This is a genomic window from Flavihumibacter sp. UBA7668, assembly GCF_002483205.1.
Lineage (GTDB): Bacteria > Bacteroidota > Bacteroidia > Chitinophagales > Chitinophagaceae > Flavihumibacter.
On record NZ_DLHM01000007.1, the window covers coordinates 388,352 to 405,161 of the forward strand.

10 protein-coding genes are annotated in these 16,810 nt (G+C 43.4%); 8 read left to right on the top strand and 2 right to left on the bottom strand.

Features of this window, described 5'->3' with window-relative positions; all coding sequences use genetic code 11:
- Positions 1–57: 57 nt before the first annotated feature.
- The gene (locus tag B2746_RS19195; RefSeq protein WP_290797653.1) at positions 58–2,007 is read right to left on the bottom strand and encodes a TonB-dependent receptor plug domain-containing protein; all 1,950 of its coding nucleotides are present in this window, start codon (positions 2,005–2,007) and stop codon (positions 58–60) included.
- A 69-nt stretch (positions 2,008–2,076) separates the two neighbouring features.
- Between B2746_RS19195 and B2746_RS19200 the strand changes: the two genes are divergently transcribed.
- Both B2746_RS19200 and B2746_RS22855 read left to right on the top strand, forming a co-directional pair.
- Complete coding sequence (locus B2746_RS19200) at positions 2,077–3,570, top strand: PLP-dependent aminotransferase family protein (RefSeq protein WP_290797655.1); 1,494 nt, start codon at positions 2,077–2,079, stop codon at positions 3,568–3,570.
- A 433-nt stretch (positions 3,571–4,003) separates the two neighbouring features.
- Entirely contained in the window at positions 4,004–4,363 is a 360-nt protein-coding gene (locus B2746_RS22855) for a DUF1801 domain-containing protein (protein ID WP_414655286.1), read from the top strand.
- A gap of 58 nt (positions 4,364–4,421) precedes the next feature.
- Here the strand turns inward: B2746_RS22855 and B2746_RS19205 are convergent, their stop codons facing one another.
- Positions 4,422–7,304 (bottom strand): triple tyrosine motif-containing protein, encoded by a 2,883-nt coding sequence (locus B2746_RS19205; RefSeq protein WP_290797658.1) that lies wholly within the window; start codon positions 7,302–7,304, stop codon positions 4,422–4,424.
- Between the two features lie 183 nt (positions 7,305–7,487).
- Between B2746_RS19205 and B2746_RS19210 the strand changes: the two genes are divergently transcribed.
- The 6 genes from B2746_RS19210 to B2746_RS19235 all read left to right on the top strand — a co-directional run bounded on the left by B2746_RS19210 (position 7,488) and on the right by B2746_RS19235 (position 16,798).
- Entirely contained in the window at positions 7,488–10,583 is a 3,096-nt protein-coding gene (locus B2746_RS19210; protein WP_290797661.1) for a SusC/RagA family TonB-linked outer membrane protein, read from the top strand.
- Positions 10,584–10,599: 16 nt separating this feature from the next.
- On the top strand, positions 10,600–12,099 hold the full coding sequence (locus B2746_RS19215) for a RagB/SusD family nutrient uptake outer membrane protein (protein ID WP_290797665.1): 1,500 nt from the start codon (positions 10,600–10,602) through the stop codon (positions 12,097–12,099).
- Positions 12,100–12,122: 23 nt separating this feature from the next.
- Complete coding sequence (locus tag B2746_RS19220) at positions 12,123–14,204, top strand: hypothetical protein (RefSeq protein ID WP_290797668.1); 2,082 nt, start codon at positions 12,123–12,125, stop codon at positions 14,202–14,204.
- Between the two features lie 5 nt (positions 14,205–14,209).
- Complete coding sequence (locus B2746_RS19225; protein ID WP_290797670.1) at positions 14,210–15,118, top strand: PKD domain-containing protein; 909 nt, start codon at positions 14,210–14,212, stop codon at positions 15,116–15,118.
- A 4-nt stretch (positions 15,119–15,122) separates the two neighbouring features.
- Positions 15,123–16,169, top strand: coding sequence for a family 16 glycosylhydrolase (locus B2746_RS19230; protein WP_290797672.1), 1,047 nt, complete (start codon positions 15,123–15,125; stop codon positions 16,167–16,169).
- 185 nt (positions 16,170–16,354) lie between these two features.
- Complete coding sequence (locus B2746_RS19235; protein WP_290797674.1) at positions 16,355–16,798, top strand: Hsp20/alpha crystallin family protein; 444 nt, start codon at positions 16,355–16,357, stop codon at positions 16,796–16,798.
- Positions 16,799–16,810: the final 12 nt, after the last annotated feature.

A 16,810-nucleotide genomic window follows, 5' to 3' on the forward strand; every position in this document is an offset into this window, starting at 1 on the left:
CCAGTTCCAACATGTATCTGACACCTCTCTAACACTGTTCTAACACCTGTCTGACACTTAAAGCCGGAAGGAAAGCCCCCCCATCACCCAGCGACCCGGCATAACGGAGCCCAGCAGGTCCTGATAGGAGACATTGAACATATTGTCGACCTGTACAAAGACCCGCAACCGCTGCTGCCAAACCGCCGCCTGGAATTTCCCATTCAACAGAAAATAATCCGGTTCCAAAACTGCACCGATTCCCGCAGCCTGCTGTGCCAACCGGTACTTGTACAATGCACCCACACTCACAACAAAACGTCCAAATTGATACTGCGCATTTAAATTTGTCAGCCAACGTGAATGGGAAGATAAATACAAAGAGGGGGTGGACTCAGTTCCTTTCGATTCAATCCAGGTAAGACCGGCACTCAGCCATATCTCCTTATGTTCTCCAAATTTTTGCTGTAACTGTCCATCCAATTCCACCCCCCGCGTATTCACACGGGCAATATTCTTAGCCAATGCATATGCCCCCGTTGGCGATAAATTCTCTTTTCGCGGCATCTCCGCATACGGCGTATTCGTCCAATCAATCAACTGCTCATGAAACCGCTGAAAATAAGTTGCAGACAGCTTAAAACGGTTGCTGAAAAAATAATCAGTCCCCATTTCATACGACCAGGACCGTTCCGGATTCAAATCCGGATTCCCAATCCGCCCACCTGTAACCAGGGCTCTGTTATAGTTATTAAACCGTTCCGTAAAGTCCGCATCCCGAATTGTTTTGCCACCACTGGCCCGCAATTGCCAATCACCGGCGCGATAGGAAACATTCAACTGCGGTATCCATTCCCAATTCGACCGCTCATTCCACTCCAATCTCAAAGCCGGGCTCACCAACCAATTCTCTCCCAATTGCTTATTCAACACAAGAAATGCTCCGCCTTGTAAAACCGTATGATTACCCCGGTCATTAGAAGCGATTTTTTTACTGATCAACTGCATCCCTGCAGTTAAACCCGTTTTCTCATTCAGTTGAATTTCATCCCGAACCTGCGCCTGTATCAATTCACTTACACTCCGATTTGCCACGGAACTTTTATTAAATGCGAATTCATCCACCAGGTGTTTATAACCAAGATCCATCACCAGCCGATCACGCTTGCCCACACGCTGCAACTGCAATTGTGTCCACCAGCTTTTGATTTTTTCCGATGCCGTATCTGACGCAAACGTGGTGTAAAAATTCTGTGCACCAAAATCACGGTGATCAAAAGCCGCACGGGCACTGAGTTTCCAGCGATCGCTCAACCAATGACCTGCGGAAAGCGAAACCGTATTATTATGAAAAAAACCTCTTGTCCCTCTTTGCGGTTGTCCATCCGCGTTATTAGATAAAATCCCTGCACTAAATGCCATTCGGCCTTTCCGTACAAATGCTCCGGCTTGCAAAGAGGCGTATCTATATTCTCCCAAAGCGCCCTGCGCCTGAACAGCAACCGAATCTGCTGCATCCGATCGGCTTGCATAGGTTCGTGTTATGATATGAATCACACCACCCACCGCTTCCGAACCGTAAATGGCAGAACCCGCGCCCTTCAAAATTTCAATGCGGTCAATTTCCGACGGAGCCAGCGGGATATAACCGGAAAAATGCCCTGTATTGGGATCATTCAATCGCACCCCATCCAGCAATACCAGCACTTGTTGGAAACTTCCTCCCCTCAAAACAATATCACCCTGGCTGCCTGCGGGTCCGCGCATCTGCATTTCCACTCCCGGCAGGAACCGCAATAACTCATCCACCGACTGTACCGGCAATTCAAGAAATCGATCACCTTTAATTATAAAAACATTCCTACCCGATCTTGAGGTTTGGATCGGATTAACAGACGCTGTTACAGTAACAGGATCCAATTCCGAACCCTTATCCTGTGAAACAGCTGGTATATTAACGAGTGAAAGTGCAAAAGACACAGCCACCATCCGACGGAAGAAAAGAGTAAATTCAGTCTTGTGATTCATTTGTTCTTACCAATTTGCCGGCAAATCTAGTATCTTGCCGGTCCATCCAACTGTACCAGTTTTGATATTATGGCTAGTCCGGTTTCCATTTCATTCGAAAGCATTATCCAGGTTGATCGCAGTTCTTCTACCCCGGTCTACCTGCAGATTGCACATCAGCTAATCAATGGAATTCAACGACGTTACCTTACTGCCGGCACGCAATTACCCGGAAGTCGGTTACTGGGACAAGTATTGCACGTTCACCGAAATACTATCATAATGGCTTATGAGGAGCTGGATGCTCAGGGATGGGTTGAGACCCTTCCCAATAAAGGCACTTTTATCATAGGCGAGCCCAATCAACGACCCATAAAAATTCGCGGAGCTCAACCTGATCAGCTTATCCAGTACCCATCCCAAACAGGTTTTGTTTTTAAAAAATCAAACCTGTTGGATAACCCCTTTGAATTCAGCAAATCACGATTACATCTGAACGATGGAAATCCGGATATGCGACTAACTCAGCTCGAACAATTATCCCGTCAATACAGCGCCAGCCTGAAAAGAAAAATAAACCGGCGACAACTGGGATATTATAATCAGGAAGGCAATCTTTTCTTTCGGAAACAGCTCGCCAATTACCTGAATCTTTCGAGGGGATTACATATCTCGCCTGCAAATATCCTGCTTACCCGCAGCACTGAAATGAGTGTTTACATAACTGCCAGTCTCCTGCTCAATGCAAGCGATACTGTTGTAGTGGGCTCACCCAGTTATTTTGCCATGAACATGATATTTCAGCAAACCGGTGCGAAAATTAAAACCGTACCTGTAGACCAGGATGGTATTGATGTGGAAGCAGTAAAGCGCCTCTGTGAAAAACAAAAAATCCGTCTTCTCTATATTACACCTCACCACCACTATCCAACAACTGTAACCCTCAGCTCTCAGCGCCGGCTGGACTTATTGCAACTTGCTGCAGAATTCGGATTTATCATATTAGAAGATGATTACGATTACGATTTTCATTATGATAAACGCCCGGTATTACCGCTTGCAAGCGCTGACACCAATGGTATGGTAGTTTATAGTGGGACGTTTGGAAAATCACTCGCTCCGGGATTCCGTACCGGTTTTATCGTAGCACCTGAAAATCTGATAACTGAATTACGGAAGCACCTGCAGGTGCTGGATCGGCAGGGAGATCCGCTCCTGGAACAGGTTTTAGGGGAGCTGATTGAAGAAGGTGAAATTCATCGCGCCATAAAAAAATCAGTACAGGTATATGAAGTACGTCGCAATAAAATGGTCGGATTATTAATTGAAAATTTTGCAGACTGTGTTCAATTTGAAACACCACCAGGCGGACTCGCTATCTGGCTGGAATGGCGAAACAATGTAAATTTATACCAACTGAGCAAGTTTTGCGAAACACATGAATTATTCATACCCAGAACATTACTCTACCAACAAAAAAACCTGACTGCCATGCGAATTGGATTTGGAAATTTGAATGAAAGCGAAATGGAGGAAGCTGTTACTATTTTGAAAGCCGGTTTACAAAATACCAACAATCATTAATTTATGCTTTCGCCAAAACAGCTTTTTCTAATCGATGCAATTGGTGCAGCAACCACCACCTTCTGTTTATCCATATTTCCCTTCATCTGGCCACAAATCTTTGGACTGCCTGTACCTGTAACAAACGCTCTTTCAATTCCTGCGGCAGTTTTTATGGTTTATTCATTTCTTTGCTTTTCCTATTTTCCAACCCGTTTATGGAAGCGACTTCTCCTCGGAATTGCTCTTGCCAATCTCAGTTATTGCTTGGTGATTTTATTAGTGATAATAAAACACTCCGAATCCCTTGTGCCAATTGGTTGGATTTATTTTATAGGAGAACTACTTATTATTATCGGGTTAGTGTTTTATGAATTAAAATCAATTAATCCCAAATGATTTTTCCTTAAGTCAATAATTGTAAATTTTAGAACCCTAAAAACACTTCTATATTTTGGCTCAGTTAAACTCAACAGACGCTTTTTATGATTGTCAGCCGGAACCAAATAAATCCTGCTTTCTGGCTTTAAAAGCCATCATTATTCAGAGTGCTGCTGAAATTTCAGAAACTACAAAATACGGAATGCCCTGTTTCTGCATTGGTAAAAAACCGATCCTTTATTTATGGACAGATAAGAAAACAGGTCATCCCTACATTTTGTTTGTTGACGGACGAATATTGGATTACCCCTACTTAATAACGGGTAATCGTTCAAGGATGAAAACTTTACCTGTTGATCCAAATAAAAACATACCCATAAGTTTAATAAAAAAAATACTGCGAGAAGTCATTGAATACCAGAAAGCTGACTAACACTGTTCTAACATGTGTCTGACACTTCTCTAACAACGTTCTAATACCTGTCTGACACCTAAAGGGAGGAAAAAAACTCCGGAAAGGTTTTTTCTGTTGGGAGCTGGAGTTTTTTGCGCAGTCGGTATCGGCTGATTTCCACCCCGCGCAAGGAAATATTCATTAGCTGAGCAATTTCCTTGGATGACATATTTAGTTGCAAATAAGCACATAACTTCAGATCGGTACTCGTCAGCTGCGGATAGAGTCCTTTGATTTTTTTGAGGAAATCATCGTTGATTTCATCAAATCGCGCGGCAAACCGATCCCAGTTTTCATTGTTCCGCTCAATATCGTTTACAAGCTGCAGCGCTTTCTTCAAGCTATTATCATTGTCACTGGATTTATAGAGTTTCTGCAATTCTTCCTTTACCCGGGCAAGCGCATCCGTCCGCTCTACTAAGTGAAGTGCAGCATCCGCCAGCTCTTTGTTTTTATACCGAACTTCATGCTCCAGTTTTTCATTCTGTAATTGAATAATCGCTTTCTCACTTTGTTCTATTTCCAACTGGTGAAGAATCTCCAATTGTCGTTGTTTTTCTTCAAATTTCAATCGCTGCTGATGTAGCTTGTATCGCTGCCAGCGTACAATTGCCGCAATCAGTAAAATACCCAGACCTGTGTATAACAGGTATGCATACATACTTTTGTACCAGGGTGGTGAAACAGAAAATTTATACGCAATATGTTCAGATTCCCGTCCCAGATTGGTTCTGGCCTTCACTTTGAAAATATAATCCCCACTTGTCAGGTTGGTATAATCTTTCTCCGTTCGAATAGACCATTCGCTCCAGTCTGCATCAAATCCTTCCAGCATATAGCTGTATTCAATTGTATTTGGCAACCCATAATAGGGAGAACTGAATTCAAACCGAAAGGAACTAAACTGACTATGTAATCGCGGTTCCGTCCAATTACCAAAACCTGCATACAAGATACTATCGGACCGGCCAATTGCACGCACCTGCCCTAATTGAACCGTTAGTGGTGATCGGTTTGCGCGATATTTCTCCAGATTAAAATGAATCAATCCTTTTTCAGAAGCAATAAAAATATTCCTTGAATCATACGGATACACCTGCTCAAATCCGGATAAAACCTGTCCCGTTAACTCCGGAAAAAACACCGGCGCCGAAAACCCTTCTCCCCGCTCCTTTCCCCCATCTCGCCTTCCCCCTCCTCTCATCACCGCACCCATACGTTTTCCACTAACAAACCACACATTTCCTTCAGTATCCTCTTTCAGGTAACGGAGTTCCATCTCCCCCAGAACAGATCCCAAAAATGCTGATTTTTTAAACCGGCCGGATGACTTATCAAATTCAAAGGCACCTTTCTCTGTGGCAAACAGAACCCTGTTTTGCACCCGAAAAACATGATTCCCCAAATCAGAGGGCAGGCCATCTTTTGAAGTATACAAACGCGTCTCATAACGGGTGCGATCACCTGATATTTCAATTTTATAAATTCCCCTGTAGGGATGAGATGCCCAAATGCCGCCATCATTATCGATCGCCAGAAACCGAAGTGACTCATACAGTCCGGTCAGGTTGCCTTCATTTATAAATTTGCCATCAGAAAAGCGTAAACGCTTTAAGCCGGTATAATTTCCAACCAGAATTTCTTCAGAAGGCAAGACGGCTGAAAGTGGCTGAAAGATCCAGGCTGGCTCCAATGCAATTCGCTCAGCCAGTTCCGGTTTCAATATATAGGTGCCATTATTATGTGCCATCAGGATTTGCTTATTCACTTCATCCAGCCTCCATACCTGCCCGGAACTACCCGGAATTAATCGAAAGCTTCCTCTCGAAAAACTCAGATCGCTCATTCCCGGATCAAGTTGAACTTCAAACGCCCCATCAGAACTTCCAAGAAAAAGCCGGTCCTTCAGAATTCTGGCTCCAAATCCCGCCAATTCATTTTCAACATTAGGATGTATGTATTTTACTGCAGCATTATAGGCAATGAAACTTATCCCATTATTCAATCCTGTCCACAGATTTCCATCTCTGTCCAATAATGCACTTAATATATTATTGTTCTGTAAGCCCTCTTTTCTACCCAATTGCTGTATTCTCTTCCCTTGAAAATCAAGTACGAAAGCACCCGAGGATCCGGTTCCCACCATAAACTCCCGTTCATTCAACGACACTACGGCATTAATATCGGAGGGGAAAAAGGTCTTTGGAAATGCCTGCGCCTCCCGGATACTATCTTTTACCAGCCAGAATCCCCCATCCCGTACTGTCAGCATCAGAATGGAATCGGCGCCGGCAGGTAACATTCCATTTATCGGCTTGTACTGAAGAAGCTTATTTCCAACCACCGGTTGCCATTGGCTCTCCCGCCATTCAAATAAGCCTTGTACCACATCCTGAGCAAACAGGCGATTACCCATTTTCTTTAACCAGACCCATTCTGATCTTGCCTTAAAGACTCTGGCCTGTCCGTTGTTCCATTCTATAATCCGGTCGAGTGCCCGAAAAAATATGGCGGACCCAACTACCTCAATATCCCAGATATCAGCAATGCTTCGCTGATCAGCAGGTAGCCTGGATACCAGGGAAGTATAGGTTAAAAAACCCTGTTTACCAGGGGCAAAATAACCCAGTTCTCCCTGACCGCCTGCATAAATCCGTCCCCCTTCATCCACTGCAAGTGAACGCATAATCGTCTTGTTTGGCAGGGCATAATCCTTCCAAAATGTTCCATCATAGGTCAATAATCCTTCATTATTGGCAAAATACAGGCGACCTGAACTGTCCTGTTTGATATCCCAGGTTTGCGTACCCCCATGAAAATCCGTCTTGGTATAGTTGATGATACGTGGCAGACCAATGGTATTTTGCGACTGTAGTCCAGCCGAACATAACAAGCCTCCAAGCAGCCATCCAAGTTTCATACTTTAAACTTACGAATTTGCTATGATGTAGTGATGATGTAGTCGATTTCTATTGATTATCAACGATATAATTGCGAAAGATGTAGTCGTGTTGTAGAGGTTTCCTTGCTTACGGGTGGCAGGATTACTAGCTTTATCTCCCCGCGAAAAAAATTCCGGGTTCTAACTAAAATTTGCTTGCATATGAAAAACGTGCTGCGACGAGTATTGCTACTCTGGGTCGGCCTGCTATGGGCAGTGATCGGCTTCTCTCAAACCAAACCCATAACCGGAAGAGTAACCGACGACAAAGGAAATCCGGTTCAAAACGCTTCCATCCTGGTAAAAGGAACTACACAGGGAACAAGCACCGATGAAAATGGGAATTTTAAACTCGAGGTGCCCGCCACTGCAACCACCTTAACAGTATCCTCGCTCAATTTTACAGAACAGGATGTCACCATCAGTGGATCTGTGCTAAGTATTACACTTCAATCGGCATCCGGACAAATGGATGAAGTGGTTGTAGTAGGATATGGTACGCAGAAAGTAACCAAGATTTCTGGTGCCATCGCCACTGTAAAAGAAAAGGAAATTGAAAAACTCCGTCCGGTCAGGGCTGAAGATGCGATCCAGGGTCGTGCTTCAGGCGTTACCGTTGTTTCACCCGGATCACCCGGCGCTAAACCAACTGTATTAATCCGCGGGATTCCTTCCTATACCGGAACCGATCCGGTTGTAATTGTAGATGGATCCATCCAAACCCTGGATGACCTCAACTCAATTCCTGCGGCCGATATTGAATCGATCAATATCCTGAAAGACGCTGCTACCACTTCTATTTATGGCGTAAAAGGAGGAAATGGAGTTATTCTGGTTACCACAAAATCCGGACGCCGTAATCAGAAAACAGAATTTTCTTACGGTGGTAATTATGGTGTTCAGGAAGTGTTCAGTAAAATCGGTGTACTCAACGCTACTGAATATGGAGCCATGGTAAATGAAGGCTCCGTTGCTAGTGGAGGTGACCTGATTTTCCCAGATTTGAGTATTCTCGGTAAAGGCACCGACTGGCAGGATCAGATCTTTAAAAACGCACCCATCCAATCCCACGCGCTTACTGCCCGTGGTGGTTCAGAAAAAATGACCTATTTCCTTTCCGGTTCTTTTTTGAATCAGGATGGTATTGTTGGGGGCGGCGATAAATCCTTCTTCCGCAGGATGAATGCCACATCGAATATCACCTACAACCTCAGCTCCAAACTCAAGTTTACCGCCAACACCAGTTTTGTTAATATCCGTGGTTCCGGAATTGCGGAAAATTCCATCAATGGGGTAATTTCCAACGCCCTGAACTTCGATCCCACCACGCCAATTTACAATACCAATCCCAATGTATATGGGAAATATGCAACCAGCCCGAATATCTTATCCGAAATATTCAACCCATTAACACAACTGGCTGATACCTATAACAAATCCAATACCAACAAGCTTTATGGAAAGTTGGAGTTGACGTATACACCCATTAAGAATCTAAACCTGACATCGCGTTACGGTTATACCTATACGAATGTGGTGGGAAAGAGTTTTAATCCGCTTTCCTATTACGGAGCAGGACATATCAACTCAACGCTCAATGCGGATGGCACTCCAAGAACCGGGGCGCATAACAGCGTTTCGGAATACAAAAATACCTACTACAATTATACCTGGGAAAATTTCGCCAGTTATGCATTTAACCTGAACGATGTGCACAGTTTTGACGCGGTAGTTGGTATGTCAGTTGCAAAAGTTACCGGAAATGGGTTGGATGCATCCCGTCAGGATGTGCCTTTTAACTCCTGGGAATTTGCTGATATTTCTTCCGCAACCGGACTGGCTACAAATAATGGATTGGGTGCCGGAAGTTTTCAGTATGAGCGTCGTAACCTGTCCTATTTCGGACGGATTAATTACGATTACGATAATAAATACCTGGCCAGTTTCACTGCACGCCGGGATGGCTCATACGCTTTTGGTCCGGCAAATAAATTCGCGAACTTCTATGCGGGATCACTTGGCTGGATTGTTAGCAACGAAGATTTCTTCAACAGCAATCTGATCAATCATTTGAAAATCCGTGGAAGTTATGGCGCAACCGGAAATGAGAATGTAAGTCCCCAGTTTCAGCGGATCTCGAATGTTGTATATGCCTACAACCTGGGACAAAACGCCGGTTATACCTTTGGTGAAAATGCAACTTCAATAGGTTCCACCATCTCTTCTTTCCGCAATGATGCGCTCGGTTGGGAAAAACAGGTACAGCAGAACTATGGATTTGATATCGCTATCCTGAATAACAAACTGAGTTTAACCGCTGATTATTATCAAAAAAATATAAGTGGCTTGCTGTTTACTCCAACGCTCTCTCTTTATTTGGGAACTGCTGCTTTACCTACTGCAAATATTGGAACCACCCGCACAAGTGGAGTTGATCTAAACCTGAATTACACAGAAACCTTTGGTAAAAATTTCAAGCTGAATACCTATTTAAATTTCACTACTGCCAAAAATGAAGTAACCGAAACAAATAATGGATTGATCGCCGGCGGTAACTACGGAATTCCCGGTCAGCAGGTTACCAGATTTGAAAAAGGGTATACGCCAGGTTATTTCTTTGGATATAAAACCAATGGATTGTTTCAGAACCAGGCAGAAATTGCTGCCAGCTCTGCTCAACCCGGAGCACAACCGGGTGATATCCGTTTCATGGATATGAACAAAGACGGCACCATCAATGCAGATGACCGTACCCAAATTGGGGATCCATTCCCTGAATTCACCATGGGATGGGGTCTCAATCTCGAATACAAAGGATTTGATTTCACCACCTTTGTTTATGCCTCAGTAGGGAATGATATCTACCGCGCTTATGAGAGAAATCTTGCCATGACCAACAAGTACCGTGGTGTTTTGGGCCGCTGGACAGGCGAAGGTTCAACAAATGATGCACGCTATCCCCGTTATTCCTTTGTGGATGGCAATAATAATATCCGCGCATCTGACCGATATGTGGAAGATGGTTCCTTCGTAAAAATTAAAGACCTGCAACTGGGTTATACAGTGAATTCTGAATGGATGAAACGAATTAAAGTCAGCCGGATCAGAATTTATGCACAGGTAAAAAATGCACTGACGTTTACTAAATATTCAGGATATGATCCTGAAATCTCAGGGGGCATTTTTGATACGGGCATTGATCGCGGAGTTTATCCCCAGGCCCGTACCTGGTCAGCCGGAATTGATGTGAAATTCTAACCACAAAAAGAACACAATGAAAAATCGTATATACATAGCAGTTGGAATGGCACTGTTAATCGCCAGTCCCTCCTGCACAAAATTTATTGATTACAGTCCGCGGGAAGATTATCAGATCACCGCCGATGATTATTTTAAAACAGCCGATGATTATCAGAAAATGCTGATTGGCGTCTACTCGCCATTGCAATGGCTTTGGGCAGTTCCTGTTATTGGCGATGTTGCTTCTGACAACTCGGTATCCGGCGGCGAAAATGCTACCGATGTATTGGGCCTGCAGCAGATTGATGATTATACTACCATTTCCGTAAACAGTTATATGACGGAAGTATGGAAAACCTGTTTTGAAGGAATCAATCGCGCCAATTATCTGGAAGAGAATAAAGACAAATTAGAGTTTGCCGGGAAAGATCAGGTCTATGCACAGGCCTATTTTCTCCGTGCGTATTATTATTTCGAGCTGGTTCGTTTTTTTGGTGATGTTCCGTTGTTTACCGAGCGTCGTTTAGGCGTTGGTGATAGTAAAACTTTGGGTCGCACTCCTAAAGCTGAGGTATATGCGCAAATCGAAACGGATTTAAGAACAGCCATTGCTTCCCTTCCAACTACTGTAAATGAACCAGGCCGTGTAACAAAATATGCAGCACAGGCATTGCTGGGAAAAGTTTTGTTATACCAGGGAAATGATGCCAATCCGGGTAAGTTTGATGAAGCTGCCACTGTATTGGAAGAAGTGGTAAATGGGCCATTTAGCCTGGTAGCAAATTTTGGAAATATCTTTCTTGCAAGTGGTGAAAATGGACCCGAATCTGTTTTCGAAATTCAATATAGCAATAACAACCCTTTTTATGACTGGAGCAATCCGGGAAGAGGGCAGGGGAATTTTGCGGTTCAGCACAATGGAATTCGGAACCTAACCGGTGGTAGTCCGTATGCACAGGGCTGGAGTGTAAATCTTCCAACACAGGATCTTGCCAACGCATTTGATGAAGAGGATACAAGAAAAGCAATTACAATTCTTGATATCGAAGCCTATAGCGCAGCTAATCCACAGTACAATATCACCTACCTGGTTGCTCCTTACAAGAATACCGGATTGTATAACCAAAAATACCACCCGCGTAAAGGAGAAACATCCGGACAGATAGAACTGAATTACATGAACAATAATCGGGTAATTCGATTTGCTGATGTGTTATTGATGGCGGCAGAAGCCAACAATCGCAAGGCATCACCCAATACTGCCAAAGCGCAGGACTATCTGAATCGTGTTCGCCAGCGTGCATTTGGTGATCAGGAGCATAATATAACTGCCACCGGTGCAGCACTTACTCAGGCAATCTGGGACGAACGCCGCCTTGAACTGGCCATGGAAGGCGATCGGTTTTTTGATTTGGTTCGAACTGGTCGGGCAGCCTCAGAAATCCAGGGATTTGTAACAGGCAAACATGAACTCTTCCCAATTCCACAGGAAGAAATTGATGTGTCTGAATTACCTCAAAATCCTGGTTATTAATTGATCATCTGTAAAACTGAATCATGAAACGAATACTAATATTTGGACTTTCCTTAGGACTGCTTTGGAGTGGTTGTAAGAAAGAAAGTTTCGACGATACGGAATTTGCCGAAAATGTATCGGCACCAGATAAACTAAGTGCGATGTTCGACATCACACAGGATAATACCGGTAAGGTGACCATCTATCCCAATGGAGAAGGTATGGCCTATTACCTGGTTCATTTCGGAGATGGAACACAGCAACCACAGAAAGTAACACCCGGACAAAAAGTTGAACACACTTACTCAGAAGGGAATTATAGTGTGAGACTATTGGGCATTGGAGTAAATGGATTAACGACAGAAACTTCTCAGGCACTCACGGTGAGTTTTAAGGCGCCTGAAAATCTGGATTTTACGGCAGCCATTGATCCATCCAATCCTTTTCGCGTAAACGTTAGCGCCAGTGCCGATTTTGAAACGGTATTCCGTGTTTATTTTGGAGAAGACGACGAGGAAGAACCTGTATCACTCCTCGAAGGAAGTTCAGTTGGCCATTCTTATGCGCAAACCGGAACCTATACAATTCGGGTGGTAGCACTAAGTGGGGGTCAGGCAACAACAGAACTGACCAAAGAAATAACTATCGTGAATCCATTGCTTTTGCCATTGGATTTTGAAAGTACCACACTTGATTACGCCTGGGGCAATTTTGGTGGTGGTGTAGCATCCGTAATTAATAACCCACAGGTAAATCCGGGCAATCCTTCTTCCAAAGTTGGACAGATGATCAAATATGCGCCTGAACCCTGGGGAGGAGCTGTGATCAGTCTTAGTCAGCCGATTGATTTTAGTGCGAATAAAATTTTCCGGATGAAAGTATTCTCTCCGCGTGCAGGAGCTACTGTATTGCTGAAAGTGGAGAATATATCAGATGGTGGAATTTTCTATGAGCTGCAACAGCCAATTACAAAAGCAAATGAGTGGGAAGATCTCGTATTTGATTTCAGCGCCATCAATACAGGCAATACGTATCAGAAAGTAGTATTAATCTTTGATCTGGGAACCCCTGGTGATGGATCATCAAATTTCACCTTCCTTTTTGATGATATTCGTTTGGTTAATAGTTTGCCGCCAACCGATTCGCAAATATCTCTTCCTGTCACCTTTGATTCGGAGAATGTGGATTATACCATGACCAATTTCGGCGGTAATATTACCGAGGACGCCCTTGATCCCGCCAATGCAGGAAATAATGTGAAGAAAACCACCAAACCCAATGGAGCCGAAGTTTGGGCTGGAACAACGATTGGTACGCCAAACGGTTTTGCACAAAAGATTCCATTTACAGCAGGTGCTACGAAAATGAGTGTGCGGGTATATTCACCGGCAGCCGGTATTCCGATACTGTTAAAAGTAGAAAATCACACTGCTGCGAATATTTCTGTTGAAACACTAAGCACCACTACAGTTGCCAATGCATGGGAAACACTGGAATTTGATTTCACCAATCATTCGGACGGCACGCCAGCCTTGAATTTAAGCGCTGTCTATGACAAAGCATCCATCTTTTTTGATTTTGGAACTGGTGGAACCGGCAAAGTCTTTTATTGGGATGATGTACAGATGGCTGGATCTGGAGGTACGCCGGATGTATTGGGATTGCCACTAAATTTTGAATCTGCGACACTGGATTATGCATTTGTAAATTTTGATGGCGGACAGGTAACCATTCTGGATAATCCGGTAAGCGGTACAGGTAATTCCAGTGCAAAAGTTGGACGTATGGTAAAAAATGCCGGACAGCCCTGGGGAGGTGCATTCCTTTCATTAGATGCACCAATTGATTTCTCTGTGAAAAAAACCTTCACAATGAAAGTTTATTCTCCGCGCGTAGGTGCTAAAGTATTATTGAAAGTGGAAAACCAGACAGATGGAGGTATTGCATTTGAGCAGGAACTAACAACCACTAAATCTGGAGAATGGGAAACCCTGAGTTTCAATTATTCTGCCATCAATACAGCCAATAGCTATCAGAAGATTGTGTTGATTTTTGATCTGGGTACTCCTGGTGACGGATCAGCGAATTTCACCTGGTATTTTGATGATATCACATTAAACTAAAGATCATGACTATGCGAAAATATATGTATGGTGCTATAATCAGTATTGCATTATCCGCTGGTTTGGCAGCCTGTCAGAAAACAGATTATTCTTTTGGAGAGATAAAAGCACCAACAGAATTGGAACTGGCCATTGCTGTTGAAGGTGCTGATGCAACCAATCCGGATGGGAATGGATCAGGTTTTGTACAAATTGATGCAACTGCCTCCAATGCCATTACCTACAAAATTGATTTTGGAGATGGTACTACAAGGATGGTGCCTGGAGGCAAAGTCCGATACAAATACGGAACGCCCGGTACGCAGGAATATATCATCACGGTAAATGCAATTGGCACAGCCGGGGTGGTTTCAACCATCAGTAAAAAAGTAGCAGTGAATGTTATATTCGAAATTCCAGCTGATATCCTGAGTGCATTGACCGGAACCGGAAATAAAGTCTGGGTTACAGATAATATGGCACCCGGACATATTGGTGTTGGTCCGGTAGCAGAATTTTCACCCATCTGGTACCAGGCAGCGCCGGATGAAAAAGCATCTGTTGGTTGTTTCTATGATGATGAAATCACCTTTAGCAGAGATGCAAATAACCGGGTAAGCATGACAGTTGACAACAAAGGGGCCAGTTTCATTCAGGGTGCGTCCGTTGCATCCTACGGATTTAGCGGTCCGGAAGATTGTTATGCATTGGATATGTCAGGAGTAAAAGCACTTACTTTCAGCGATGCCACATCGGGTGCAGGAGAAGCTATATCAACTCAAATTCAGTTTACTGTTCCAGGAAATGGTGCAATCAATTTTGCAACGGGTGCAAATACGTATGAAATTTTATCGATTACAGAAAGCACCATTCATCTGCGTAATATCGGAGTGGATGGAAATGCCTGGTATCAAAAATTAAAAGTAAAACCTTAACACGATGCGAACCATTATGAATACACTATTATTAGCAACCTATCTTTTGGTAGCAACCAGTTGCTCCAAAGATGACGAATCAACGCCAGCCAATGGGCTGCCAGCAAAGCTTACCATTTCTGCAGATATCACAACGGATGGCAGCGGGCTGGTGAAATTCAAAGCCAGTGCACAGAATGCCAGTTCTTATTTTTTTGAATTCGGAAATGGAATAACACAAACGGATGAAGATGGTGAATTGGAACATACTTATTCAACCTCAGGCAACAATTTGTATATAGTAACAGTGAAAGCCAGCAATGCTGCTGGTGATTTGACTAAGAGCACACAAATCCGGGTAAATGTTGCATCCACTGAACCGGGACTAGTTTGGAGTGATGAATTCAATTCAAATGGGGCACCCGATCCCAGCAAGTGGGATTATAATATTGGCACTGGTGATAATGGCTGGGGTAATCAGGAATTACAGTACTATACCAATCGCGCTGAAAATGCGGTAGTTACGAACGGAGTGCTGCGAATAACAGCACAGAAAGAAAATTACAATGGAAGCGCCTATACCTCTGCACGTTTGCTGAGTAAAGGTAAGTTTACCATGAAATACGGACGCGTTGAAGTAAGTGCAAAGATGCCGGAAGGGGTGGGTACCTGGCCCGCTATTTGGATGCTGGGTGCCAATATTGACCAGGTTAATTGGCCTGCATGTGGTGAGATTGATATAATGGAACACCTGGGCCGTGATTTGAATAATATCTATGGTACTTTTCATTATCCGGGAAGATTTGGCGGCAATGCAGATGGAGGAACCCGTCGGATTGAAAATGCCACAACTGAATTTCATAAATATAGTATGGAATGGCGGGCAGATAAGATCCAGCTCTTTGTGGATGACCAATTGATCCATACGCTTAACAATTCCCCGGCCGTGCCCTTTAATCACGAATTTTTCTTTATTCTGAATGTTGCGATGGGCGGTAATTTTCCTGGTCCGGTTGACCCGGCCTTCACCAGCGCTTCCATGGAAATTGATTATATCCGTGTATACGAATGAGAGATTAAGTGTCAGACAGGTGTTAGAACACTGTTAGAGAGGTGTCAGATACGTATTCTAACACCTGTCTGACACCTAATTGACGATTATCAACGAAACAACTGACCTGCATCATTTATCAAGAAAATAAACTTGATGAAATTAGAGGTTGAATTTATTCACCCGCTAAAAATAAGGAGGTTGTTATGTCAAACAAACCTATGTTGCAGAAAGAAAGCTCGCCATCCATTTTTGAAGATTTATTCAAACCATGGAATGAATGGTTTGATAGTGGTCATATATGGAACCGAACCATGAAAGTACCCGCTGTAAACATTACAGATAATAAAGAAAACTATATGGTCTCATTAGCCATTCCCGGCATGGAGAAAAAAGATTTTAACATTGACATTGAAGGCAATATGTTAACAGTCAGCTGTGAAAAAGAAGAATCAAAAGAAGAAAAAGACAAGGCCTATTCCAGAAAGGAATATAATTACAGCAGTTTCAGCAGAAGTTTCAATTTACCGGAAGAAGTAATGCAAGAACAAATTAATGCTGTCTATGAAAATGGAATTCTGAACATCACCCTTCCGAAAAAAATGTTAGAAAAAAAATCAGGCAATGGTAAGCACATAGAAGTCAAATAGTTAGTGCACTTT